This is a genomic window from Arcanobacterium wilhelmae, assembly GCF_029632765.1.
Taxonomy (GTDB): Bacteria; Actinomycetota; Actinomycetes; order Actinomycetales; family Actinomycetaceae; genus Arcanobacterium; species Arcanobacterium wilhelmae.
This window is the reverse complement of sequence record NZ_CP121247.1, coordinates 229,968-254,895: the sequence shown is the minus strand read 5'-3', so window position 1 is coordinate 254,895 and position 24,928 is coordinate 229,968. Positions and strand designations below refer to the sequence as shown.

11 protein-coding genes, 1 tRNA gene and 1 other RNA gene are annotated in these 24,928 nt (G+C 61.3%); 4 read left to right on the top strand and 9 right to left on the bottom strand.

Going from position 1 to position 24,928, the window contains the following annotated elements:
* Nucleotides 1-189: 189 nt before the first annotated feature.
* Entirely contained in the window at nt 190-966 is a 777-nt protein-coding gene (locus P8A24_RS01125; protein WP_278058891.1) for a pyridoxal 5'-phosphate synthase glutaminase subunit PdxT, read from the bottom strand.
* Nucleotides 963-1,838, bottom strand: coding sequence for a pyridoxal 5'-phosphate synthase lyase subunit PdxS (gene pdxS, locus P8A24_RS01120; RefSeq protein WP_278058889.1), 876 nt, complete (start codon nt 1,836-1,838; stop codon nt 963-965). The genes P8A24_RS01125 and pdxS overlap by 4 nt, the downstream gene beginning before the upstream one ends.
* 285 nt (nt 1,839-2,123) lie before the next feature.
* Here pdxS and P8A24_RS01115 point away from each other — a divergent pair, with 285 nt between their 5' ends.
* Complete coding sequence (locus P8A24_RS01115) at nt 2,124-3,209, top strand: Fic family protein (protein WP_278058887.1); 1,086 nt, start codon at nt 2,124-2,126, stop codon at nt 3,207-3,209.
* Between the two features lie 218 nt (nt 3,210-3,427).
* On the opposite strand, the gene recR is transcribed toward P8A24_RS01115, so the two are convergent.
* Together recR and P8A24_RS01105 are read right to left on the bottom strand one after the other, a co-directional pair.
* Nucleotides 3,428-4,051 (bottom strand): recombination mediator RecR, encoded by a 624-nt coding sequence (recR, locus tag P8A24_RS01110; RefSeq protein WP_278058885.1) that lies wholly within the window; start codon nt 4,049-4,051, stop codon nt 3,428-3,430.
* Nucleotides 4,051-7,419 carry a DNA polymerase III subunit gamma and tau gene (locus P8A24_RS01105; protein ID WP_278058884.1) on the bottom strand — a complete coding sequence of 1,123 codons (3,369 nt, stop codon included), beginning with the start codon at nt 7,417-7,419 and terminating at the stop codon, nt 4,051-4,053. The genes recR and P8A24_RS01105 overlap by 1 nt, the downstream gene beginning before the upstream one ends.
* 314 nt (nt 7,420-7,733) lie before the next feature.
* On the opposite strand from P8A24_RS01105, the gene P8A24_RS01100 reads away from it, so the two are divergent.
* Together P8A24_RS01100 and P8A24_RS01095 are read left to right on the top strand one after the other, a co-directional pair.
* Complete coding sequence (locus P8A24_RS01100) at nt 7,734-7,940, top strand: type II toxin-antitoxin system HicA family toxin (protein ID WP_278058882.1); 207 nt, start codon at nt 7,734-7,736, stop codon at nt 7,938-7,940.
* Entirely contained in the window at nt 7,922-8,293 is a 372-nt protein-coding gene (locus P8A24_RS01095; protein ID WP_278058880.1) for an antitoxin HicB, read from the top strand. The genes P8A24_RS01100 and P8A24_RS01095 overlap by 19 nt, the downstream gene beginning before the upstream one ends.
* A gap of 105 nt (nt 8,294-8,398) precedes the next feature.
* Here the strand turns inward: P8A24_RS01095 and ffs are convergent.
* An RNA gene (ffs, locus tag P8A24_RS01090) (signal recognition particle sRNA small type) lies at nt 8,399-8,494 on the bottom strand.
* A 256-nt stretch (nt 8,495-8,750) separates the two neighbouring features.
* Here ffs and P8A24_RS01085 point away from each other — a divergent pair.
* Nucleotides 8,751-8,838 (top strand) — tRNA-Ser (locus P8A24_RS01085).
* Nucleotides 8,839-8,888: 50 nt separating this feature from the next.
* Here the strand turns inward: P8A24_RS01085 and P8A24_RS01080 are convergent.
* The 4 genes from P8A24_RS01080 to P8A24_RS01065 form a co-directional block, all read right to left on the bottom strand.
* Nucleotides 8,889-9,164, bottom strand: coding sequence for a ribbon-helix-helix domain-containing protein (locus P8A24_RS01080; protein WP_278058878.1), 276 nt, complete (start codon nt 9,162-9,164; stop codon nt 8,889-8,891).
* A 1-nt stretch (nt 9,165) separates the two neighbouring features.
* Nucleotides 9,166-9,429 carry a hypothetical protein gene (locus P8A24_RS01075; protein WP_278058876.1) on the bottom strand — a complete coding sequence of 88 codons (264 nt, stop codon included), beginning with the start codon at nt 9,427-9,429 and terminating at the stop codon, nt 9,166-9,168.
* 307 nt (nt 9,430-9,736) lie between these two features.
* On the bottom strand, nt 9,737-14,920 hold the full coding sequence (locus P8A24_RS01070) for a Rib/alpha-like domain-containing protein (protein ID WP_278058874.1): 5,184 nt from the start codon (nt 14,918-14,920) through the stop codon (nt 9,737-9,739).
* A 433-nt stretch (nt 14,921-15,353) separates the two neighbouring features.
* Nucleotides 15,354-24,740: a Rib/alpha-like domain-containing protein gene (locus P8A24_RS01065; protein ID WP_278058872.1), complete on the bottom strand. Its 9,387-nt coding sequence runs from the start codon at nt 24,738-24,740 to the stop codon at nt 15,354-15,356.
* Between the last annotated feature and the right edge of the window lie 188 nt (nt 24,741-24,928).

Below are 24,928 nucleotides of genomic sequence, written 5' to 3'. Positions count from 1 at the left end.
TGCCGACGCCGACGCCCGGCTCGCGTCATTCCCGACGCCGACGCCCGGCTCGCGTCATTCCCGACGCCGACGCCGGCACCCGGCTCGCGTTTATGCTGGTGGGGACGTTGCGTTGCAACCTCCCCACCAGCATTTTGCGCCGCGCGGCCACGTTCTCCCGCGGCCGTTCCTCCCGCGGGAATCTGCGAGTCACAGCATGCGTGCGAACAGTTCGTAGATACTCAGATCGTCGTCGAGTTCGGGATGGAACGTCGCGCCGATCTGGTTTTCGTAGCGCACGGCCACCGACGTCCCATTCGGCAATTCCGCGACCACACGCACGCCCTCGTCGGCGTGCGAAATATGCGGCGCACGGATGAACGTCATCGGGATGTTTCGCGACGCCGGAGCTCCGGTTTCGCCGCCTGCCCGGTTTCCTTCGTGGCGGGCTTCCGCTACAGCGGCATTCGTTTGCGTCGAGTCACCCGCGGCACTGGCGTCGAGCCCCTCCACGGCGTCAGCTGCGCGTGTTACGCCGGCTCCAGCACCGGCGTCGTCGGGAAAGAACCGTCCGTCGTCGATGTGGAAGCTGCCGAGCTGGCGGCCGTACGCGTTGCGGACCACGGTAACCGGCATCGTCGCGAAACCGTTCACCACAACCTCGGACGTCGTCACCGCGGCGCCCGAAACCCCCGAAACCGAGCCGTTTTCCACGCGCTGCGCTAACAAAATCAGCCCGGCGCACGTGCCGAACACCGGCATTCCGGCCGCGAGCGCGCCCTCGAGAGCCTCGTACATGTCCAGTTCGCGCAACAGCTTCGACTGCACGGTGGATTCGCCGCCAGGCAACACCAGGCCATCCAGCTCGAGGCGGGCATCCGCCGCGCCGCGCAACTCGACCGCGCGAATCCCCAGCTCCTCGAGGCGCCTGCGGTGTTCGATGAACGCGCCCTGCACCGCGAGCACGCCAACCGTTTTCACGCTCACTGGCCGCGCTCCGCCATGAGCAGCTCGATCTCGGATTCGTTGATGCCCACCATCGCCTCGCCGAGGTTCTCGGAGAGGTGCGCAATCAACGCGGCGTCCTCAAAGTTCGTCACCGACTTCACGATCGCTGCGGCGCGTTTCGCCGGGTCGCCCGACTTGAAAATGCCCGAGCCCACGAACACGCCCTCGGCGCCGAGCTGCATCATCAGCGCGGCGTCGGCTGGGGTGGCCACGCCGCCCGCCGCGAAGTTCACTACCGGGAGCTTGCCAGTTTCCTTCACCTGGCGAAGCAGCTCCACCGGAACTGCGAGCTGCTTGGCCTCTTCGAACAGTTCGTCGCTACGAAGGCCCGCAACCTTGCGGATCTGGGCCTGGATCAGGCGCATGTGCGTGACCGCCTGCACCACATCGCCCGTGCCTGGCTCGCCCTTCGTGCGGATCATCGAAGCCCCTTCAGCGATACGGCGCAGCGCCTCGCCGAGGTCCTTCGCGCCACACACAAACGGCACGTCGAACGCGGTTTTGTCGATGTGGTACACGTTGTCGGCCGGCGAGAGCACCTCGGACTCGTCGATGTAGTCGATCTCGAGCGCCTGGAGCACCTGCGCCTCCACGAAGTGGCCGATGCGGACCTTCGCCATCACCGGGATGGACACGGCTTCCTGGATTTCCTTGATCAGGCGCGGGTCGCTCATTCGCGAGACGCCACCCGCCGCGCGGATGTCAGCCGGAATGCGTTCGAGTGCCATTACCGCGCACGCGCCCGCTTCTTCGGCGATGCGTGCCTGCTCGGCGTTGGTGACGTCCATAATCACGCCACCCTTGAGCATCTGGGCGAGCTGCTTGTTCAGTTCGTATCGAGAGTTGTTCATTGGATTGCCTCGCTTGTGAGGTAGATCTGGTTGCGCCGACGCCGGTGGGCTAGTTGCGTTCCAATAGCGCTGCGCTTTGTTTTCCGCACAAAACTATACGCGAGTGCGCCTAGGACTCGCGCACCGGCTAGAAACGCGGCAGCGGCCGCCCTGGATGTGTAAAGATTTTTTACACATCCACCAAACGTGTAAAAAATTCGGCGATTTTTTTTACACGTCCCCGCCGACGTGTAAAAATTTTCCACTTTTCTTTACACGTCCGACCTTCTCCGCTACGATTCACACATGCCGATCGACGTTAACCAGCCTTACCAGAATCTCCCTGCGCTTCCTCCGGCGAAGGAGCTCCATTCATTACGCCTATCGCGCGCAACGATCGCTGCAGCACGCGCACTTGCGCAAGCGAATGCGACCTCGCAAATGCTTCCAAATCCTTCGATTCTGATCCACGCGATTCCACTCCTCGAGGCACAGGCATCGAGCGAGATTGAGAACATCGTGACAACCAACGACGAGCTCTTCCGTGCAGCTTCCGAGGTTGGCCCAACTACGCCCGCAACCCGCGAGGCTCTACGATATCGCACCGCTCTTTACGACGGTCTCGAGGCGATCCGCCGCCGCCCGCTAAGCATCAACACTGCAAAAACGGTGTGCACATCGATTCGCGGCATCGAGACGGATCTTCGCTCGGGCACGGGAACTTTTATCGGCAATCCAATTTCCCACAGGCGCATCTACACGCCTCCGGAAGGTAAGGATGTGATTAGCGGGCATCTCAATGCGTGGGAGAAGTTCCTGCATGAAAACAGGGATTTCGACCCTCTTGTCAAACTAGCGATGCTCCACTACCAGTTCGAGGCAATTCATCCATTCCCCGACGGAAACGGGCGCACTGGGCGTATCTTGAACGTGCTCTACCTCGTGAACGAGCAGCTGCTCGACCTTCCAGTGCTGTACCTGTCGGGATACATCGTGGAGCATAAGGATGAGTATTACCGGCTCTTGAACGGCGTGACGCAAGACGGCGCATGGGAGGAGTGGATCCTGTTCATTTTGAACGCGGTCACAGTCACTTCAGATTGGCTCACTTCCTTGGTGAAGACAATCCGAGACATGTTGGACAACGTCATTGCCGAGTTGCGCGCAACGTCGATGCCGGCGCGTGATCTCGCACATGTGCTTTTCGAGAAGCCCTATTTGCGTTACGACGATCTGATGACCTCGGGCTCGGTCAGCCGCCCAACGGCGACGAAGTGGGCCGCGGAACTTGAAACACTTGGCGTTTTGGAGCGGTCACGTGAGGGGCGAGCTGTTGTGTTCACCAACCGCCCATACCTGGAGCTTCTGTTCCATACTCCGTTGCCTCGCTAAGGATCGTGTAAAGATTTTTTACACATCCACCAAACGTGTAAAAAATTCGGTGATTTTTTTACACGTCCCCACCGACGTGTAAAACTTTTCCACTTTTCTTTACACGTCCGGTCACCGACGCCGGTGGGCCGGCTCGCGCCCGCACAGGCTCGCGTGTGGCCTCTGGTTTTCGCCCGAAGTAGCTCCCGACGCCGGCGGGTAGGCGCTCCCGCGGATGGTTACGCCCCTGTAGCCGGCTCGCTGATGCGGGTGCGGCCTTCGAGGGCGCGCGAGATAGTGATTTCGTCGGCGTATTCGAGATCGCCGCCCACTGGCAGTCCGGAGGCGAGGCGCGAGACGATCACTCCCATGTGCGCGAGATTCAGCGAGAGGTACGTGGCGGTGGCTTCGCCTTCGACGTTCGGATCCATCGCGAGGATCACTTCCTTCACCTCACCGCCCCCGAGCCGCGCATATAGCTCCCGGATGCGCAGCTGATCTGGCCCGACGCCCGCGATCGGATCAATCGCGCCGCCGAGCACGTGGTATCGGCCGCGGTATTCGCGGGCGCGTTCGATCGCGACGATGTCTTTGGCTTCTTCGACCACGCAGATCACTGAGTCCAGCCGGCGCGGGTCCGCGCAGATGGAGCAGATCTCGTTTTCGGTGACGTTGCCGCAGATGGAGCAGAAGCGCACTTTGGTTTTCACGGCTTGTAGCGCGGCAACCAGGGCGTCCACCTCGGTAGCCTCCACTTCGAGCAGGTAGAAGGCGATGCGCTGGGCGCTTTTCGGCCCGACGCCGGGCAGTCGCCCGAGTTCGTCGATGAGTTGTTGTACTGCGCCGTCGTAGACTCCGGCCATTAGCGCCCTTCTTCCATCGGGATTTCTTCAACGATTTGCGCGCCGAGTTGCTCGACGAGAATGTTGACGCCGGCGTTGTCGGCCACGGACACTTCCGGATCGTCTTCAGAGACTTCGTCCCAGCCGTCGGTTTCCTCCGGCGCGGGGTCGTTTTGGTGCGCGGCGGCGAGCTTGCTCGCGTCGATCGTGCCGCCCCGCATATGCGACGAGGTGTGTTCCGGCGCGCGCCCGAGCATCCGCGCCGCGTTGGCGAGGAAATCATCCGTCCCGCTCGACGCCGGTGCCTCAGCCACCCCTGGCGATGCCGACGCGGCCGCTCCGGTAGCGTCTACACCGCCCGACATCGGTACATGGTTCTCGGCCGTGGGCTGGTTGGCCGGGCTCGCGGCCGATTGCTCGCGGCCGGGCATGGTGAGCGGCGGCGGGGCTGGCATATTCTGGGCGTAGAACGGGGTTTCGTTCGCCGAGCCAATCGCGTCCCCCGCGGTGGGCGCTGGCGGTTGGGCCGCATTCGCACCCGCACCTGCGTCCGGCGATTCCGAACGCGCAGACCCACCGGCCGCACCCAAGCCGGCACCTGCCGCCCTCCCAGCCGACTCCCCGCGCTCGTACATCGCGGGGTTGTAGGGCTCGAACTCTTCCTCTGGCGCTGGCTCGAATTCGGGCGGAATGTATTCGTAGCCGGGGACGGGCTCCTGCTCGTGGACCGGATCCGCGTGAACGGGGACGTCGAGGGTGGGCTCGGGCGGCTGTGCCGACCGCGCCGGAGTACCCTGACCGCTCATTCCCATCGGCCGGGTTTCACGCGTGTGATCCTCTCCAGCGAATTGCACGCTTCCGTCCAACAGTCCGGCGAGGACGCCGGCCGGGTCAGCAAGCGCCTGGGCTTCGGGTTCCTTGGATGGGTCTTGGTGGTAGACGGGATCGTCTTCGGGGTGGACGGGCTCGTCGAGCCCGTCGTTCGGCTCGCCGAGCACGCCTGGCTGTGTGTTTCCACGATTGTGTTCCGCGGCCGACGTTGCTAGCGGCAGTTCGTGGGCCGTATGTTCCGCCTCCGCACCGCCCGCGACGGCGGACATCTGGCCAGCGCTCTCCCCCACGGCAACAGCCACGCCGGTTTCGTTGTCCCCGGACTTTCGAGCCGCTGGTTCCTTTTCGGCACTGCCAGTGACCGCTCCCGACGCGGGTGCGGTAGTGGCGCGCTGTGCATCCTCGTGGTCGTTTGTGGTTTCAGTTGCGGGGGCCGCGGCCTGCGCGGCCTCAGCTTTTGGGCGCGGCCCTCCCGGCGCCGGACGCTCACCTTGCGAGCCACCGCCCTGCGGGCCGCTCGGCTGCGGACGCCCACCCGCGCTACCTGCGCCTTCGCCTCCGACTCGCGCCTCAACGGGGAGCGGCTTGCCAAACACACGCCCGATCGCGTCACTCACTTCGCCCGTGTGACGCCCGAAGGCGTTCGCGAGGCCCGGCTGTTCGAACCCGATCACGAGGGTGCCGTTTTCGAAGGCGATCGGCCCTGCGGAGGCGACGAGTTGCGAGCCCGCAACCTTCGATGATTCCTTCACTGCCTCGAGTACGTCTACCCAGCGCCCTCGCACGGCCGCGAGCGCCCGGTTCGGATCTACGGCTGGCTTGCCTGCAGGACGCTCCCCCGACGGCATATCAGCGCGCTGTTCCGCCGACGCCGGTGCCCCGGCTCCCGCCGGCGTGCCCGGCTGCTGTTGTGGTTCAACTTGTCGCGGCTCCTGCCGCCCCTCAGGCACTTCTTGAGCTTGCGCCTGCCCTTGCTCTCCCGACGCCGGCGCTGCGCCTTTGGCAGGTACCGGAGTGGGCTTCGACTCGGTTTGCGGCTGAGGTATGGTGTGCTCGCGGAGTTGCGGCTGCGCCTGAGTACCGGCAGCAGGCTGCTCGCTCATACCCGGCATTGCTGGCATCGCACGGTTCTGGGGCGCAACATTCGACATCTTGCGTTGGGGCGCTTCAGCCTGAGGGCCGCCTTCGCGTGGGGTTTCCTGTGGCATGCCAACCATCGGCGCCTGGCCAGCGCCAGCCGCCTGCGCTCCGGCCGCCTGCGGCGCGCCTTGACCTTGCGCTCCCCCGCGCGCAGCCTCAGGATGCGCGGCGGCACGGGCAGCTTCCTGTGGGCTTGGCTTCTTCAAGCGCGCAAGATCAGCGGGAGGCGGCACGGCTCGCCCATGGCCACCACCCATGCCAGCGCCAGCCGCGGCACTCGCGCCAGCGGAAGCACCGGCGTCGTGTGGCGCGGCAGGCCCTTCATCCACGATCAGCCGTGCACAGAGCAGTTCGAGCTGGAGCCTGGGCGCGGTGGCGCCCACCATCTGGGAGAGCGCCTCGTTGGTCAAATCCGCACTGCGCGAGGCGCGCCCGGCGCCGAGAGCCATCGCCTGCTGGACCATGCGCGAGTATTGATCATCGGGAACCGCCACAAACACATCGCGGGCGGCCTCGCCGGTGAGCGCGATGATCATCAGATCGCGCAGGCGCTGAAGCAGATCTTCCACGAACCGGCGCGGATCGTGCCCGCTCTTGACCACGGAATCGACGACGCCGAAAAGCCCAGCGCCGTCGCGGGCGGAGATTGCGGCGACGGCGTCGTCCAACAGCGCCGCCGACGTGTAGCCGAGCAGCGCCACTGCGCGCTCATAATCAAGCCGGCCGCCAACAGAGCCGCCGATGAGCTGGTCGAGGACGGACATGGTGTCGCGCACGGAGCCAGTTCCGGCGCGCACGGCCAGGCTGAGCACCTCGCGCGGCGCCTCGATCCCCTCGTTCGCACACACTTGTGCGAGATAATCCTCAAGCTCGGTGGGCGGCACGAGCCGGAACGGGTAGTGGTGGGTGCGCGAGCGGATCGTGCCGATCACTTTTTCTGGCTCGGTGGTGGCGAAGATGAATTTCACGTGCTCGGGCGGCTCTTCGACCACTTTCAGGAGCGCGTTGAAGCCCTGGCTGGAGACCATGTGGGCCTCGTCGATAATAAAAATCTTGTAGCGATCGCGCACCGGCGCGAAGCCGGCTTGTTCGCGCAGTTCACGGGCGTCGTCCACGCCGCCGTGGGAGGCGGCGTCCAGTTCCACCACGTCCAGCGAGCCCGAGCCGTCGCGTGCGAGCTCACGGCACGAATCGCACTTCCCACACGGGGTATCCGTAGGGTACTCGACGCAGTTCAGGCAGCGCGCGAGGATACGCGCCGACGTAGTTTTTCCGCACCCGCGCGGCCCTGAAAACAGGTACGCGTGCGTGGTGCGGCCGGAGGCCAGCGCGGCCATCAGCGGCTCGGTCACGTGGGACTGCCCGATGACCTCCTGGAAAGTCTCGGGACGATAGCGACGATACAATGCGATACTCACGTGCCCTAGTCTACCGGTTGGGGTATGACAAAAAATTGTGATCACTTTCGCCGACGCCGGTGGGCGGCTCGCGCCCGCACCCCAGTTCGCGCCACACACCCCGGCTGGCTTCCGCGCTTCTAGTGAGGTCTAGCAACCAATTTTTCAAAAAGTTTTCCACACAACGCTGTTGAGCGCTCCATTTCCACAGATGAAAGACCCACACAGTTGTGGTGGCGCGAAATTGACGAATATTGATGAAGAGAACGAAATAGTTTACCCCCACTAAACTCTCAATTTACACCCCCTACATGATCTGATAAGTTAGGTGAAACATGACCAAGCCGATGAAGTACATTGCGCTTGCCCGGCTCCTCACACAAGCCGGGTTCACACGAAGACAAGGCAAGGGCGACCACGAGGTGTGGCGCAACGGAAACATCGTTGTGGTGATTACACACACGAAGTTAGTTTCACCGAAAGTAACAAAAGACGCACTCAAAGCGATTGAGAGGAGCAGAGAATGGCACAACTCACGGTGAAGGCAAATCGCTGGGCAGGCGGATGGGAACTTGAGATTAGCCCAGAACAGCATACCCAGGTGCGTCGTTTCAGCGAAGCGCGGGCCCAGGTTGTCGATTTCCTGGACACAGTCGACCCAACAACAGACCACTCGATTTGGGAGATCGTTATCGAACCCGATATGGGCCAGCTCAGCACCGAACTCAACGACGCAAGGAATGCGATGGCACAAGCGAAGTTAGCCCAGGAAACTGCAGCCACGAAGATCCGCACAGCAGTCAAAGCACTGCGCTCTGAGGGCATTTCAACTTCCGACATTGCACTGATCATGGGCGTCTCGCGGAGCCGAGTTTCGCAGCTCGTGCGCTCTTAACTCGCACACCACCACAAAGAACAGAACGGCTTCCGCCGACGCCGGTGCCCGGCTCGCGCCCGCACGCCAGCTGGCTTCCGCATACTCGGCGCACATCGCAAAGGCAAAAAGGACTCCCCACGCACCCGCCAGAGCTGACGTTTCCTTGCTGCATTCCTGCCCTGGGGAGTTACATCAGATGACGCCACGTGGGGAGTCATGGTCTACCCTACCCAAAACACACGAAAAACACCAAGCTGGGGAAGCCAGTGAACTTTGCGGGACCAGCTGGGGCCAACGCCGGACCTCAGGCTGGCGACGGCAGCGGGGCTGGCACTCCTCCCGACGCCGGGGCTGACGCTAGCTAACGCACGCTGCGCCTGTGGCGCACTACACCAGGACGTGTCGCGCGTCCCGATTTCCTTTTCTCCGCGTCAGCACGTAGGATTATTGGGCACGCCGTGGTTACGGCTTGCGTGGAGGTATCGCCTAGCGGCCTATGGCGCACGCTTGGAAAGCGTGTTGGGTGCAAGCCCTCGGGAGTTCGAATCTCCCTACCTCCGCCAAAAGCTCGGAGGCTTGATTTTCAAGCCTCCGAGCTTTTTCTTGTTTTCATTTACGCGATATCACTCTCTGCGAGGTAGTGGGCAAGCGCGGTGCGGTAGATGTCCGAGGCACTCACGCCCCGAGCACGTGCGATCTCCTTTACTTCTTGCGCGTCACTCGCAGGATATGCAACAGTTACCCGCTTCATTCCTACTGCAGATAGGTGGGATCCGACATAGACACGGTTTCCACTTGTCGGGTAGTCACCCGCTTCGTACGAGGCTGCCATCTGATCAAGATCCTGATCCGACAAACCATGCTTTTCCATAAAATCCTTGACGTTCATCTCAACTCCTCCCCAGTCCGAGCTCGATCAAAGTTTTTGTACTGGGCGGTGTCATCCCGTGATAGACGAAGAAGTAGTCGTCATCCGAATCGTACACGTAGACAAGTTCGACAAGCCGCCCGTTTCCATCGAATCCGATTGCTAACCATTCTCCGGTAGGACGTTGCTGATATCGAATCATTGAACGCATCGCTGCCTGCACGTCTGCTTCAGTCACCTCAGGGTGACGTTGCGCAATTCGAGGATGAACTCCTACAACGCTCACGAGATTCTCCTTCACCGGCTTTGCTTGAAGTTTATCTTAGAAGCAGACGTATATAAATGGGCTAGGAACGATATACCGGTGTTCACCAGCTTGCCTATTTTTGTTTGTTTTGTTTAAAACTGCCGTTTTTCGGCCCACTCCCACCGTTTCCTTTTACCGCTTGCCTGTACATGGCAAGAAAAACTTGTATCACGGGTTCTTCCGACGCCGATGCGTGGTACACACAATCACAGAGGGAGGGCCGGCGCTTTTTGCGCCGGCCCTCCGGTGTCACTTACGAGAGATTATTTTCTCTCGGGTGCTCGTGTCAGTTGTTCTCCTTGCGGCGGGTTGCGGCAACCACTGCACCAGCGGCAACCAGAACCACTGCCATTCCGCCGAGGCCGGCAACCGATGCGCCGGTGAAGGCGAGGCCGTGGCCCATGGGCTTTGCCATCGGCGCAGCCGGGGCAGCCATCGGAGCGACGACGCGGACCGGAACCTTCTTGATGACCTTGGTGCCATTCGGGAAGGTGATCTCAACCTCAACGTCGTACTTGCCAGGCTTGACATCCTTGCCCGGGGTGACGGTCAGCGAGCCGTCCGGGTTCACCTTGACCCAGCCCGGGGTCTTCGGTGTGCGGTCGAACTTGGTACCGTTCGGCAGCGGCTTGCCGTTGTCCGTCGGAGCCGGGATGGTCAGGGTCTTACCCTGCTCAACCTGGTTGTCGTTCGGGTAGGAGCCGTCCGGGATCGGAACGATCGGAGCGGCCGGGAACGTGTTCGGATCGGTGACCTTGTCGGTCTCGCCGTTCGGAACAGTCTTGCCGTTCTTGTCAACCTTGGTGTTGAGCTCCTCGCCGTCCTTCTTGCCATCACCATCGGTGTCGGGGTTGAGCGGATCGGTGTTGCCCGGCTTGCCGTCCTTGTTGAACATGTTGTCCTTGAACGGGTTCTTGTCGCCGGTCACCTCGTCACCGTCGTTGACTCCGTCCTTGTCGGTGTCGGGATCGTTCGGGTTGGTGCCGATTGTGATCTCGTCGCCGTCCTTGAGGCCGTCGCCGTCGGTGTCGGGGTTGGTCGGGTCGGTCGGCTCGTTGTTGTACTTGCCGTTCTTGTCGCCGGTCACCTCGTCACCGTCGTTGATGCCGTCACCGTCGGTGTCCTTCTTGAGCGGATCGGTGTGGTGCTTGTTGACCTCATCGCCGTCCTTCAGACCGTCACCATCGGTATCCGGGTTGTTCGGATCGGTGCCGATTGTGATCTCGTCGCCGTCCTTCAGGCCGTCACCATCGGTATCCGGGTTGAGCGGATCGGTCGGCTTGTTGCCGTACTTTCCGTTCTTGTCGCCGGTCACCTCGTCGCCGTCCTTCAGGCCATCGCCATCGGTATCCGGGTTCTTCGGGTCGGTCTTGTACTTGTTGACCTCTTCGCCGTCCTTCAGGCCGTCACCATCGGTGTCCGGGTTCATCGGGTCGGTGCCGATCTCCTTCTCCTTGTCATCCGTCAGGCCATCGCCATCGGAATCCTTGGTCGCCGGAACGAGCGGCAGTGCCGGGATCGTCACGTGAACCTTGAAGGTGTCGACGGGCTTGCCGTCCTTGTCCTTCACGGTCACGGTGATGTCGTAGCCACCCGGCTTGGTCGGATCCGGGGTCACGGTGATGTCGCCGGTCTTCGGGTCGATGGTCACCTTGGCCTTCGGATCATCCGTGGTCACGGTGGTGCCGTCGGCCGGAACGCCGCCCTTGTTCGGAACCACAACCGGGTTCTCCGGGGTGGTGCGGGTGTCGTCCCAATCGGCCGGGGCCGCCGGATCCTTGACAGTCACCGTAATGGTGGTTTCATCCTTGGAGCCGTCCGGGTAGGTCACCTGAACCGGGATCGTGTAGGTACCAGGCTTGGTGCCCTCTGGGATCACTGCGGTGACGTTACCGTCCTTGTCGATCTTCGGGGTGATGTTACCGGTGTCGCCACCCTTAGTGGTGTCAACAGCGATGCCCGAACCAGCCGGGATCTTGTCCGGGCCGTCGAAGGTGACCGGAACAGTCTCGCCAGCGTTGCCGGTACCGGTGCCCTTGCCCGGGTCGGTCACGTCAGCGGTGGTCTTCTTCGGGGTATCCGGGGTGGTCGACTTCGCGGTGACGGTCACCTGAGCGGTGACGCCCTCCGAGGACTTGTCCGGGTAGGTCACGAGAACCGGGATGTCATAGACATCTGGCTTCTGCGTGCCATCGAAGGAGATGACGCCGGTCTTCGGGTCGATCGTCACGCCTGCCGGAACCTTGTAGGTCGGATCGTCCGGGTTGGCGATCTCGAACTTGGTGTTCGGCTGCGGCTTGTCGGTCTCCTTGGCCTCCGTACCGGTCACGTCGAAGGTGATCGGATCGGTCTTCACCGGGGTGCCTTCAACCTCAGTCTTGGCTGCGGGCTCGTTCGGCTGGTACTTGTCCACGTCCTTCACAACCGGAGCGTCCTTCGGGGTGACCTTCACCGGAACGTTGACCTCGTCGGTGGTGCCGTCCGGGTAGGTGACCTTCACCGGAACGGTGTAGTCGCCAGTCTTGACGGTGCCCGGAACAGTGATCTCACCGGTGGCCGGGTCGATCGTAGCGCCCGGAACCTTGTTCGGATCGGTGATCTCGAACTTGGTCGGCTGCTGGCCATCCTTCGGAGCCGGAGCCGGGTTGGTCTCAACCTTGTCCTTGGTGGTCGGATCGTCGAACGTCGGAGCCGGAACCTTCACCGGGGTACCCTCCGGCGTGGTGGTGTCCTGCTTGTAGACCGGATCGTTCGCGCCGGTGTTGGTCGGCTTCGCCGGAACAAGGTCGGTCCACGACTGGTAGACCTTCACCGGAACGTCCACCGTGTCAGTGGTGCCATCCTTGTAGGTGACCTTCACCGGAACGGTGTAGGTGCCCGGCTTTGCGTCGGCCGGGATGGTGACGACGCCAGTGGCCGGGTCGATCGTTGCGCCCGGGATCACCTTCGGATCGGTGATCTCGAACTTGTCCACGTTCGCCTTGTCCGGGGTCAGGGAATCCGGGGTGTCGGTCGCGGTGTCGTCGAACGTGATCGCCGGAGTCTTCCCTTCCTTGCCGGTGGTCACATCGGTGTTATCAACCTTGTTCGGCTCGTACTGCTGGGCGTTGGTGGGCTGAGGATCGATCTGAGCATTGCCAACTGCGAGCGGCTTGCTGTCCTTGTCCTTGAGAGTCACCGGAACGGTGAACACGTCAGAGTTATCAGCCTTTGCGCCATCCTTCGGCTGCACGGTGAGCTCGCCGGTGTTCGGATCAACGAAGATCGTGCCCGGGGCGTTCACCTTATCCTTCGAATCAACGAGGGTGTAGCCCTCAGGAAGCTTCGCCGGATCCACCGAGAAGGTAGCGCCTTCCGGCTTGGTGCCAGCGCCATCGAGCTTGCCGTTGTAGTCAACGGTCGGCGTCACAGTGGTGGGCTTGCCCTCCGGAGCCATGGTCGGCTCGTACTTCACCGAGGTGGGGGTAGCAAGGAAGGAATCGTAACCAAGATCGGTCACGTTACCGTCCTTATCCACCATCTGCAGGGTGGCGATGTAGGAGGTCTTCGTGTCAGGTTGCACCGTGATCGGGGCATCCGTGATCGAACCATCGTTACCGATCGTGATCGGAACGATGCCGTCCGGGCCGATCTCGTCAGCCGGAACCGGCTTACCGGTGGAGTTACCAGCATCGTCGGTCGGGACCTTCTCCCACTTCACCTGATACTTGTAATCCGGGCCAAGCGGCACAATGCCGTAGGTCTGGGTGTGAGCAGTATCGCCAGGAGCGGCCGGGTTCGCACCCGAATCGTACGGGGTCACGTTGAAGTAGAGCTTCTGCGGGATCATGCCGAAGTTCAAGTTCTTCACGTACTGGCTCGCCGACTCCCAGAAGTAGGAAGCATCCGGCTCAACAGAGTTCGGACCAAAGTTCGAGTAGTTGGTAGCAATATTGTTATCGCCCGCCCAACGGGTACCCCAGAACGGGTCGGTGTAACCCGCACCAAGCCCCGGATCCGTAACCGGAGCCGCGTACATGAAGTTCCAGTTCACGTGCTTCGGAAGTGCAGTGTCCTTTACGGTGGTGATATCGCTCTTCCACGAACCGAAGTCAGCAGAAGGAGCAACCTGGCCGTACAGATCGTAGATCTTCACGTCCGGGCCGTTCGGATCGAGCTTGATCGTTGCACCATTGTCGCGGGCAAGATTCGAGTAGACTGCGGCGCCATCATCATATGCGCGAGTGTTCACAGAGTTGCCAAAGGTGCCGTTGAACTGGACGGAGTACCAGCCAGTCGGATCGGTTTCGGTCTCGATGGTCTCAGCGATCCACTTTGCCGGATCGGCCTTCACCTGCTCGTTGATCCAATCCTGGAGCTTGCGCTCGCGCTCCCAGTTCCAGCCGGACGGGCGCCAGTTCCATGCCGCCATGCTGCCGGTCTTGCCGCCGAAGATAGCTTCGTTACCATCAACGTATTCCTTGATCTGACGCAGAGCATAGTCCGAAAGGTAGGAAACCTTGATTGGGGTCTTGTACAGCGGAGCATCGTTCTTACCGAAGGCGTTGTACGAGAAGATCTGGTTCGCGTTTGCGTTACGCTGGAAGTTCCAGTAGCCGTAACCACTTGCCGAACCGTTGCCGGTACGAGAGGTATCCACCGCCTGCTTCTGGTACTTCACAGCACCAGTCACCGGGTCCTTCGCCACATCTGCCGGGAGGAACTTGGTCGCCCAGTCCTCCGCAGTCGGGCGGTCAGCAATGAGGAAGTTGACATCCGTCGCCGAGTTCGTGCCCGCGTTGAAGGAAAGAGTCTTTGAGGACGGAGAGATCAGGTTGCCCGACGTAGGAATCGGGGTGACCGTCGGGTTCAAGATCATCATCTTGCCGTCCGGAACCTCGATCCAGGTCTGGAGCTTCTCACGTACGCCATCAGCAGCGAGAACTTCAGCCTGGCCACTGAAGTGGCGCTCCACACCATTTGCATCAGTGTAGGGCTTGAGCTCGAGGCCAAAACGGCCGTCGTTGAGGGTCGTCGTCTTGTAGGTAGGCGACACGTAGGTAACAGTGCCAGCCTGGTTCTGCTCGATCCAGCGAGCGTAAACAGTCACGCCCTCGACAGGAGCGGCCTGGCCAGAATCGACCGGAGTTTTACCGTGAGTGCCACCACCGAGGTAAGCGTTTCGGTTGTACTCCTGCAGATCCGAAACCGAACCCGTCACACCATACGTCACGGCGTTCGGGGTGGGGTCAATCGTCGTATCTTGTGCATCGATGATGCTCGAGAGCGGGAGGGTCGCACCGTTGATGGTGCCGCCACCCTGGACCGTCTGGCTACCGCCGTTAGCTGCCTGCGCGTAAGCCGCCTGCGGCGCGCCGAGCACACCGAAGCCAGCACCGGCCGCGAGGCCCGTCGCTGCGATTGCAACCGCACCGAAGGCAGCCGCCGGCTTGCGCCAGAAGCGCGAAGCATTCGTATTCTTTGTTGACACGTGGTTCCTTTCTCGCAGAGGTGAAACTCTGCTCATTGGAAAGCGCGCGGAAGCGCACACCTTTACGCGTCTGCGCGGCAGGTGAGTGTTGCATTTGAGTGCCAAACACACGCCGCACGGACTTAAACCCCATTATTCTTCGTAAAACCCGGAACGGCAAGTACGTTTCATCAGACAAACTGTGAAACGAAACAAAAACTCTGGGAAATCACTGAAACCACACATGCAAAGTGCCGCACTTCACATACACCTCCCTGGAGTCGTTCTATTTTCCCAAACTCACCCACCACATAACCAGGCGCTTGACAACAACCCCACCACCGGCGTCGGGAAACTTTCAGGAAACATTCAGCAAATGGCGGGGTGGGGAGGAAAGTTGTTACTTTCCTCCCCACCCCGGCATTTGCGCGGATCAGATTGCACTGCTAGGCGCTCAGCTATCCGCCTTACGACGACGGCTCGCGGCAACCACCACGCCCGCGGCAACCAGAACCACTGCCATGCCACCCAGGCCAGCAACGCTCGCACCCGTAAACGCCAGGCCCTGCCCACTCGGCGGAGCCACATTCGTCTTCGGCATCGAGTGCTTCCCCGGGGTCTTCACGATCGGATCCACGAGCGGAGTCGAGTCGATCTCCTCCGGCTCCTGCGGCTGCGGCTGCGGCTGCGGCTGCGGCTCCGGCTGCGGAGCAATCGGGGTCGACGGGGTCAACTCCGTCCACGGAACGCTTGCCGTACCGTCGATCTCGATCTCCGGCTCGGCAGGCACCTCACCGTTGATGAACTCGTCCCCTCGGAAATCGAACTCCACCTGTGGCCTCGCAGCCTCAGGCTTCCCAACCTCGATCTCCGTGCCCGGCACCGGAGCCTCCGGCAGCGCAGGCTCGCTCGGAGCCTCGTCCGGAATCATCGTCTCCGGCTCCTCCGGCTGAGGCTCCGGCTGGGGCTCGGGCTGGGGCTCGGGCTTGGGCTCGGGCTTGGGCTCGGGCTCGGGCTCGGGCTCGGGCTCGGGCTCGGGCTTGATCGGCGTCGCCGGCGTCAACTCCTGCCACTTCGGCTCAGCAACGTTCGGGTTCGAACGCAGCTTCGCCTCGTCCAGGTCGCTCAAACCGTCGCCGTCGGTATCCGCCTTCGTCGGATCGGTCGGTTTACCGTCAAACGGGTTACGCGAGCCGTGCACCTCATCGCCGTCGTTGATGCCATCGCCGTCGGTATCGGCCTTCGTCGGGTCGGTCTGATACTTATTGACCTCGTCGCCGTCCTTCAGGCCGTCGCCGTCAGTATCCGCCTTGTTCGGGTCGGTACCCAGCTCGAGCTCCTTGCTGTTAGGCAGACCGTCGCCGTCGTCGTCGCCGTTCAGGTCGTACTCGGGCAGGGCCGGCTCGCTCGGAGCGTCGCCCGGGATCACGAACGGCGCCTCCACCGTCACCTCAAGCGTGGCTTCCTTGGTGGTGCCATCAGCAAACTTTGCCACCACCGGCACCTGGAAGATGCCTGGCGTCTGGTCTGGCCCAGCCTGCACGATCACAGTGCCCGACGTCGGATCAACCGTGACGAGCGAGCCCTGCTTCGGGTTCTTCAACTCGAAGGTCGCGTCGCGCGGATCCTGCTTGGCAAGCGGTACCGTCACAGCCTCGCCGCCGCGCTCCACCTTCACCGGCGGGTACGCGAGCTGCGTATCCGGAGTCAGCGGATCAGTGCCCGCCTTCGCCTCGGCCCCATCGGTGTAGCCGTCGCCATCCGAATCCCTGTGGAGCGGGTCGGTGGGCTTGTTGCCGAACGGGTTCTTCGCACCGGTTACTTCGTCACCATCGTTGACGCCGTCGCCGTCAGTATCGGCCTTGTTCGGATTGGTGCGGTGCTTCGCTTCGTCGAGATCGCTCAGGCCGTCACCGTCCGAATCCGCCTTCGTCGGGTCGGTCGGCTGGCCGTCGAACGGGTTACGCGCGCCAGAGACTTCGTCGCCATCGTTGATGCCGTCACCGTCAGTATCGGCAACCTTCGGCTTCGTGTGGTACTTATTCACCTCGTCGCCGTCGGAGAGCCCGTCACCGTCAGTATCGCGCTTAAGCGGATCCGTGCCGTGGGTTAGCTCATCGCCGTCCTTCAGGCCATCCTTATCGGTATCCGGGTCACGCGGATTGGTGTGATGCTTGTTGATCTCATCACCGTCGTTAATACCGTCATCGTCGGTATCCGCCTTGTTCGGGTCGGTGCCGAGCTGCTTCTCCTGATCGTCGGAGATGCCATCACCGTCGGTGTCCTTGGTTGCCGGCACGAGCGGCAACGCACGCTTGTTCACGTGCACGGTGATCGTATCGACAACTGTTCCGTCGCGCTTAACCGTCACGACGACGTCGTACTCGCCGTCCTTCGTCGGGTCGGTGGTCACCGTGATATCGCCGGTGGCGTCGTCGATCGTGAGCTTCGCGCTCGGATCGTTCGCCGTCACCTCAGTGCCGGTAGCCGGATCATCACTCGAATTGTTAACGATGGTGACCGACTTGCCCGGCAGGATCGGCGCCGGATCATCCCAGTTCGCCTTTTCCTTCACCGTGATGGTGACGTTGCTTCCCTCGGAGGTTCCGTCTGGGTAGGTCACCAGAACCGGCACGTCGTAGGTTCCAGCTGGCGTGGTGGGCGCAACCGTGATGACGCCGGTGGCCGGGTCGATCGTGACGCCTTCCGGTGCCTTGTATGTTAGTTCCGCTGGGTTCTCGAGGGAGAACTTCGTGGTCTTGTCACCTTGCGTCGGGGCAGGCTCCGTCTCGACGACGTCGGGCGTGAGCTGCTTATCGAAGGTGATCTCCGGCGTCGTCGCACCGTCACCCGTGAACGTGGTGACGTCGCCCGGGAAGTTCGGCTGGTAGAACTTCTCATCGGCAATGCGATCTGCCTGACCAATTTCCGTCCACGGCACCGTCACCTGCTTGTAGACGAAGGTGACCTCGCGTTCGGTGCCGTACTTCTCGATCACCGGATTCTCGCCGTCCGCAACCTTGGTCCACTCGTACTTCTGGCCGCCGAACTCGACGGTGCCGAAGTTAGCGTCACCGGCCACAACCTTGCCGAAGTCAAAGTTGCCGGTGGTGCCGTCCAGGTAGCTCTGCAGCACGCCCAGGTCAGTGTAGATACTCAGAGTCTTGGAACCGATCGGGTTGCCCTTCTCGTCCACGAACTTCAGCGTGACTGGCTGAACCTCAACCGAATCCTCGATGCCGTTGTTGTTGGCATCGACGAAGTAGCCGAAGTTGTTATTCAGCGATTCCTTGGCCGCTAGCGTGACGTCGAGCGAACCGGTATTGCCCTGCGTCGCCGTCGCACCCTTCGGCAGGGTGTTCGGATCCACGGTGACGGTGTAGTCGCCGTACGGGGTGCTAGCGAACTGGTACGGGGAGTGGGTCTTAGCCTTGCGAGCCTGGCCGTCCTTGCCCTTAACCTCGTCGCCCGGATTGCCGTGCTTGGAGTTCTTGCCGTGCTTCAGGCCCAGCTCGACGTCGGAGATCTGCTTCTCGGAATCCTGCCACTGGCCGTCCTTGTTGACGTCGTGGAAGACCTTGCCCTGGATCAAGCCGGTGCCAATCACGGTGACCTCAACGAGTGCGCCATCTGCGGAGCCGTCAGCGTAGGTGACCTTCAGCGGCACCAGGTAGGTGCCCGGCTCGGTGTTGGCAGGAACCGTAACCTCGCCGGTCTTGTCGTTCACCTTAAAGGTGTCGATCACACCCTTCTGCTTAGCATCGACAGCGTTCGCATCGACAGCGAAAGCATCCTTGTTAGCGAGCTTGACCTCCTTGGTCGCGACGTCCTGCTTATCCTTGAGGAACGTGATCGGCTCCGAGGTGACGTCGGCATCGTTGGTACCTTCGATCTTCGTGCCGTTCGCATCGTAGCGCTGGGCGTCCGTACCGCCGTCGGCAGCGACCTTGTCCTTGTCCTCGGCCGGAGTGTTCGGGTACTTGTCGTCCTCGTCCTTCACACCATCGCCGTCGGAATCCTTGATCACCTTTGAGGTGTCAATCTTCGAAGCCGGGATGTTCCCGCCATCCTTCGGGTCCGACCCCGCGGTCGTCTCATCAGAATCAGACACCTTGTCGTTGTCATCATCGTCATCACCAGTGAAGCCTTCACCTGGGTTATCCAAGTCGGTCTTGCCGTCGTTATCAGTATCCAGATAGAACGTGGCGGTCACATTATCGGTGGCAGCCTTGCCAGCTGGATAGGTAACTACCACCGGCACTTCCAGCTTCTCCTGGTCTGCGCCGTCCTTACCAGCTTCGGCAACCTTCACGGTCACCTTACCGGTGGATTCGTCCACGCTAACCTCGTACCCCTTCGGGGCATTCCAGTCGGCCTTCTTGGCATACTTGGTGCCAGCTGGTGCCTGATCGCCTTCCACAGTCGGGGTAGATTCGGCGGTCTTGCCTGCGCCAGCAATCATCGGCTTGTAGGAAGGCGTTGGATCCACCTGGCCCACGGTAATTGTGAAGGTCTTCGTGGTCTCCTTGCCATCCGGGTTAGTAGCAGTGACCTTGACTTCCTTGGTCTCCACCTTCGTGGGAGTACCGGTAATCTTGCCGCCCTCGAACTTCAGGCCATCCGGCAGGTTCTCCACCTTCACGTCGCCGCCAGCCACAATCACCGGGATATCGTTGATTGGCTGATCAACCTTGGTGTTGAGATCCTTGATGTCCTCAACCGTGGCATCCGGCTTCGGGTTGTTCTTCACCGTGAAGTCGAACTCAACCGTATCAGTGGTGTTGTCCGGGTAGGTGATCGTCACCTTGACCTTCGAGGTCTGATCAGCGTTATTCACCGAAACCGGATCGCCAGTAATCTTGCCGGTATTCTTATCCATCGTGACGCCGCTCGGCAGACCATCGGCTGTGTAGGTAACCTTCTTGTCGCCAAGGTTCGAAATCTCGATCGGATTATCTACCGAGATTTCTTTCTCTTCGTCAACGGTCACATTAGTTGCCGAAGGGTTGTAACGCTGCGCGTCCGTACCACCGTCGGTAGCGACCTTGTCCTTGTCAGCCGCAGGCGTGTTCGGGAACTTGTCATCGACGTCGGGCACGCCGTCGTGGTCCGAATCCGCGTTCACGGTGAACTTGGCGTCCGCCGTCACCGGATCGGTGAAGCCCGGAACCGTCATGATGACCGGGATCGAGACGTCGCCCTTCGGCTCGGCGTCCTTCGGAGTGAAGGTGACCGCGCCGGTTTCAGGATCAAGCTGCACCTCGCTGGCGTCGACTCCGGCCGGGAGCTCGCCGAGCTTGAACTCGGTCTTCTCAGGCTTCGTGCCGTCGCCGTCGAGCTTGCCGTTGAAGTCCGCCGTCGGCACAACGGCGGTAGACGCCTTCCCCTCAGTGACAGGGGTCCCCTTGGCAGGGAAGGTGAGAGTCAGCGTCGGCTTGGAAGTCTCCACCTCCACAGGTGCGCCGTCTTGAGTACCGTCGGCGTATGTCACCCTCACGGGCACCGGGTAAGCAGTGCCCGGCACGGTGGAACCAGCCGGAACTGTCACCACGCCAGTTGCCGGATCGATCGTGAACTTTTCGATCACGGACTTCTGAGCGGGATCTTTGATAGCGTCCAGGTCAATTGTGAAGGCCTTATCCTTCGCGAGCGGAACGTCTTCCGGCTTTACACCTCCCCCATCACGGTCGATGAAGCTAATCGGCTCGGACTTATTCTCGACGTCGTAGGTACCATTTACCTTCTTCCCGCTCGTATCGAAACGCTCGGTGTCTGTCGGGACGTCAGTGACTTCAAACTCGACCTGGACCGTGTCGGTGGAGCCGTCCGTGTACTCGATGGTCACGGTAGCGTACTTCGTCTCGCCGTCCGGGCCGACCTTCGGCGCGGTACCAGTGATTTCGCCGGTAGCAGGATCGATGTTCAGGCCGCCAGGCTGGCCAGCGATCGTGTACTTGGCCACCTGCTTGGTATCATCGATACCCTTGATAGGGGAGACCTTAACCTGCTCCCCCTCCTTGACAGTGACCTTCTCAGCGGTCGGGTTCACGCCGTCCGTGATGGTGGACAGGACGAACTTGGCCTCGATCTTGTCCTCGTCAGCTTTGCCGTCCGGGTAGGTGACGGCGACCGGCACGGTCACGTTCTTTGCCGGGGTATTCCCAGCAACCTTGCCCGGCTTCGCGGTGATCTCACCGGTGGACTCGTCGATCTCGAAGGTCCAGCCGTCCTTAGTCTTATCGGAATCGGCGATGGTGTACTTCGCGCCAGCAGGCGCCTTGTCGCCTTCAACAGTGACGGCAGACTTCTGCTCGCCACCGGTGGGGACAGTGACCTCATCCTTGTACGCAGGCTGCGGGTCCAGCTTGGTGACGGCGATGGTGAAGGTCTTTTTCGTTTCCTTGCCGTCCGGGTTGGTGGCAGTGACGGTCACCGTGGCCGGGGTGTCCGTGACCTTGGTCGGAGTACCGGTGATCTTTCCGTCCTTGTACTCCAGGCCATCCGGCAGGCCGGTGACTTTCACGTCCCCGCCGGTGGCGGTCACGGAGATGTCCTTGATCGGCTCATCCACCTTGGTGGTCACATTATCGATGTTCTCCACCGTAGCATCCGGCTTCGCAATGTTCTTGACGGTGAAGTCAAACTTCACGTCTTCCTTGGTACCGTCCGGATAGGTGACGGTGACCGTAACCGGGAACTTCTTGTCCTCGTTATCGGCGGTGATGGCCGGGCCAGTGATTTCACCGGTCTTCGGGTCCATCTGTACACCCTCAGGCAATCCCTTGGCTCCGTAAGTGACCTCGCCGACCTTCTTGCCCTCCTTGGAATCCGGGATCTTCACCGGGTTCGGAGCCTTGATCGGTTTTTCCTCGTCAACACTGACAGCATCAGCAGTCGGCTCGAAGCGTTGCTTGTCTGTGCCGCCGTCAGTCGGGTCGACCTTATCCTTGTCTTCGGCCGGGGTATCCGGGTACTCGTCTTTATCATCCGGCACGCCGTCGCCGTCGGCGTCAGCGAGAACCTTCACCGGCACGAGAACAGTATCAACCGAGCCGTCCTTGTAGGTCACCTTCACCGGGATCTGGTACTCGCCGGCCGGAGTGGTGGCGTCCAGCTTTACCCCACCCGTGCTCGGGTCAATGGTCACGTGCGCACCGTCCGGCAGCTTCGCGCCCGTGTTGTCCTTATCGAGGACGAACGGCGAATCTTCCTTCAGTTCCGGCTTCGGATTCAGCGCCTCCTCAGTACCAGGCTTGACGAAGGTGGGCAGGATACCATCCTTGGCCTTGCCCTGCACGATCGGGTCCACGCCCGGGTACTTCAGGTCCGCAGTACCGGTGATAGATTCGGTGATGACCAGCGGCACGACGTCGGTGACTTCCTTGGTCTCCACCGCCTTCGGATCAGCCTCGGTGGGCGCCGGGCGGGTGAGGGTGTACTTCACCGTCACGTTCGGCTTTTCCTCGGAGACATCCGTGGTGGCATCTTCCGGCCTGCCGGTGATTGTGCCGCCCTTATACGTCAGCCCCTTGGGCAGCCCCTCAACGGACGTAATCTTGCCAAGCTTCCAGTCGGTCTCCTCGAAACCGGTGGGCTTGACTTCCTTATTGTAGTCCAGGCCAGTCTTGCCCTCGGCCAATGGGGTGTCAGTGACCATGATCTGGTGCTCGTCAGCGCGCGAGACCTTCCACGACTTGCCAGTTTCCACCGGGTTGGCGATCTCAATGTCGTAGGTAGCGACCACGTTGTACACGCCCGGCTTTGTCGGGGTGCCGGTGAGCTTACCCTTGTCATCCGCCTGCACGCCCTCAGGCAGGCCGGCCACCTTGAAGTTTGTGACCTTCAGGTCATCCTTCGGGTCATCCGGGGTGCCGGCGTCCGTCTTCGGGTAGATCGACGGCGCCTTCGCGGCGTCCTCGCCATCGTACTTGTCCCCCACCGAGCCGTCCTTCAGCGGCCTGGGTACGATTGCAAGGAAGCTGTCCGATGCCAGAGCGTTGCCGTTGCCGTTGCCATCCTCCACGTAGAGGGTGGCCGTGTAGAGCGTGTCTTCCTTCAGATCCTTCGGCACGTCATAGGCCGCCACCTGATCCAGGGTGAAGTTCGCGTTTGGCTTCAGGTTCTCATACGCAGCGACCTCTTCACCCTTAGGGTCCGTCCACACCACGCGGTAGGTCAGGTTCTTCGAGGTTAGCAGGCCACTGGCAAAAGTCTTCGCAACGTCCCCCCGGGAGGCCGGGTAAAGCTGCGAATCGTAGTTGGTCACGTTGAACGTCATCGGTGCCGGCGACAGGATGATGTTCATGTTGCGCTGGTAGGACGTGGTTTGGAAAGAGAGCGCCGAATGCGTCCAATCAAACCCACCCCAATCATACTTCTCAGCACCATTCATCCAGCGCTGAAACTGCCACGGGGACTGCACACCAATGTTGTCCGTGAGGTTCACCACCCCCACGTACATCCAGTCAAGGTTGATGTGCTTAGAGCCGGTATTGCCCTTCAGCCACGAGCCCTCACTGTAAGAGGTAGCCGTCTTATGGAACCACTGTGAACCAACGATTCCCTTGCTATCCCACGAGTTTCCATATAAGCCCTTGAAGTAGAGCGTGTAGCCGCCGTTCTTCTCGGACAGCGTATGCACGGTTTCTGCGATCCAGGTGGGATCCTTCTTGATGTTGTCACTGATCCAGTCCTGCAGCTTGTTCTCGTAGTACGGGGTCCAGCCATTTCCGCGCAGGGTCACACCCTTGAAGGCCGGGTCACTTTTCACATAGTTATGAATCGCAGCCACTGCCTCATCTGACAGGTAGGAGCCAACGATCTCCTGCCCCTCGAGCATCAGGTCCTTCTGTGTCTGAGCAGTGTTGATTTCGGAAAACATATTGGAGCTGGCCGCCTGGTTACGGAAGCCGGCGTTCCAGAACACTGTGCCGGAGATAGAGCCATCGAAACCATCACCTTGGTTTCCTTCGTTCGGACCAATAGGCACCGGGGAGTTCTTGATCTGGGAGGAGGTGTAGGACTCCACCCACTTGTCCTTGGGCAGCATCAGCTCGCGGTTCGGCTGGTTCTCCACATAGTTGAACCACAGGTCGGAAACACTATGCCTGTTTCCATCCCAGGTGGGGTTGTAGGAGCCGGTCACGCCGGCCATCGCGTCCGGTGCCCAGCCGGAGGCGTACTGGTTCACCAGGCGATACTTGGATCCGTCCGGGGCCTCCGCCCACAGACGGATCTGCTCGCGCCAGCCGAGGTAGGAGGGGTTACCACCTACGTCACGAATCGCGGAGCCGCCGGTACCCGCCGTCATCTGAGCATCAAAGTAGCGCACGCGGTCCTTGGAATCGTAGAACGGCTTCATATCAATAACGAAGCGCCCGTCCTTATCCACGGTGGTCATGTACACCGGCGAGTACGTGGTGGCGTCCTTTCCATCCTCGGTAGCCTCGCGGCCCTCGCGCCACTGGGCATACACCTTCGTGCCAGGCAGCGGCTGCTTGTACTTAATACCGGTGTTGGAGTTTGCGGAAGATTGAATTACGTTCACGTTGCCGGAGAGCGTGAACGGCGCACCGTAGATACCGGTGGACTCAATGGCACCGCCGTTGGTCTGCAGATCCCCCGGAATCTGGTTGTCCAGCTTCGTGGATTTCGGAGCCGCGGCTACCTGTGCGTCTCCCGACTGCGCAGTCGCACCCGACGTCGGCGCCTCCTGTGCCACCGCCGGAACTGCGCCCGCCAGGATTCCCGACGTCGCTACAGCCACCGCGCCGAACGCCGCCGCCGGCTTTCGCCAAAAATGATTACGCCCATTCTGGGCAGAGCCATGACGTGGAGTCATCGCGATCCTTCCCCACCTTCCACTCTGCCGCACCGGGCGAGGGAGTATTATTCGTGCATGCGTTTTGCCGATACGTTGTACCGCTACGGCAATCAGAACAATTATGGGAGAAATCTGGGCAAAACACAGTCATCCCCTGGTAGTAACCCAACTGCACGGCCCAGTTTCCCCAAAAATACAGACCTCTA

Bases quoted from the DNA above. Each gene is read 5' to 3' on its own strand.
- P8A24_RS01115 (WP_278058887.1), top strand. From the start codon at position 2,124: ATGCCGATCGACGTTAACCAGCCTTACCAGAATCTCCCTGCGCTTCCT.
- recR (WP_278058885.1), bottom strand. From the start codon at position 4,051: ATGGCCGGAGTCTACGACGGCGCAGTACAACAACTCATCGACGAACTC.
- P8A24_RS01065 (WP_278058872.1), bottom strand. From the start codon at position 24,740: ATGACTCCACGTCATGGCTCTGCCCAGAATGGGCGTAATCATTTTTGG.
- P8A24_RS01095 (WP_278058880.1), top strand. From the start codon at position 7,922: ATGGCACAACTCACGGTGAAGGCAAATCGCTGGGCAGGCGGATGGGAA.
- pdxS (WP_278058889.1), bottom strand. From the start codon at position 1,838: ATGAACAACTCTCGATACGAACTGAACAAGCAGCTCGCCCAGATGCTC.
- P8A24_RS01080 (WP_278058878.1), bottom strand. From the start codon at position 9,164: ATGAACGTCAAGGATTTTATGGAAAAGCATGGTTTGTCGGATCAGGAT.
- P8A24_RS01100 (WP_278058882.1), top strand. From the start codon at position 7,734: ATGACCAAGCCGATGAAGTACATTGCGCTTGCCCGGCTCCTCACACAA.